Annotated in this window: 1 protein-coding gene; it reads left to right on the top strand. The window is 30.1% G+C overall.

Annotation, left to right across the window (positions count from 1 at the left end; all coding sequences use genetic code 11):
• A partial coding sequence (locus CLRAG_RS17065) for a sigma 54-interacting transcriptional regulator (RefSeq protein WP_154105020.1) occupies window positions 1–1,140 on the top strand: 1,140 nt, incomplete at both ends.

Below are 1,140 nucleotides of genomic sequence, written 5' to 3'. Positions count from 1 at the left end.
GTTCAGTATTGATTCACACCAGGTCTTTAGTAAAAAAATAATACACGATGCTGAATTACAGAAAAGATTTGCAGCTAACAGAAATTTAATATTGACTGCAGCACCTTATATGGAGCAGCTAATTAATTTTGTAAAGGGGTTTAATTTTTTTGTATTACTTACAGATGGAGAAGGGTGTATATTAAATGCATTAGGTGATGAAAAAATACTCGAAGAAGCCTTTTCTTTAAAAATGGTACCGGGAGCTTTTATGAATGAAGAAAATATTGGAACAAATGCTATGAGTGTAGTTATAAAAAGTAAGCTGCCAGTTCAAATTTCTGGAGATGATCATTTTATTAATGCATATCATAGGTGGACATGTTCTGCGGCACCTATAAAAGATAATAAAGGAAAACTTATAGGAGTATTGAATCTTACTGGATATATTGAATTTGTACATTCCCATACCCTTGGCATGGTTATAGCAGCGTCAAATGCTATAGAAGAAATGCTTAAAGTAGAAGAGTACAATAAGATTCAAAATACTAATTACAAGCATATAAAAAATATATTTAATTCCAGTCCCGTTGCTATAATAACTTCTGATATAAATGGTAAGATAAAAATTTGCAATAAAAAAGCACAAGATATGTTTGGCATAAGAGGTAATAAGTTAGAGACAAACAATATGGAAGATATTATAGAAAATTGGAGTAATATAAAAACATCTATATATTTAGGAGAAAGTACTTCAAAAGAGACAATTATGGTTGCACTAAGAAATAAGATTCAGTATCAAGTAACTACTAGTTCAATATACAATTGTGATGATGATAATATTGAGATAGTTTATGTTTTTGAAAAATTTAAAAAGGTAAATAAAAAAAATAATGGCCAGGCTTACTATACTTTTGGTAAAATAATGGGGCAGGATGAAAACTTTACAAAAGTAATAAATTATGCAAAAAAGATTTCAGATAGTAAATCAACTATACTTATAATGGGAGAAAGTGGTACGGGAAAAGAAGTGTTTGCACAATCAATTCATAATTACAGCAGCAGAGTAGATGGGCCATTTGTAGCTTTAAATTGTGGGGCTATTCCTAAACAACTTATAGAGTCAGAGCTTTTTGGATATGAAGAAGGAGCTTTTACAGG

This window comes from Clostridium ragsdalei P11 (assembly GCF_001675165.1).
Lineage (GTDB): Bacteria > Bacillota > Clostridia > Clostridiales > Clostridiaceae > Clostridium_B > Clostridium_B ragsdalei.
This window is presented reverse-complemented; position numbering and strand designations above follow the sequence as displayed.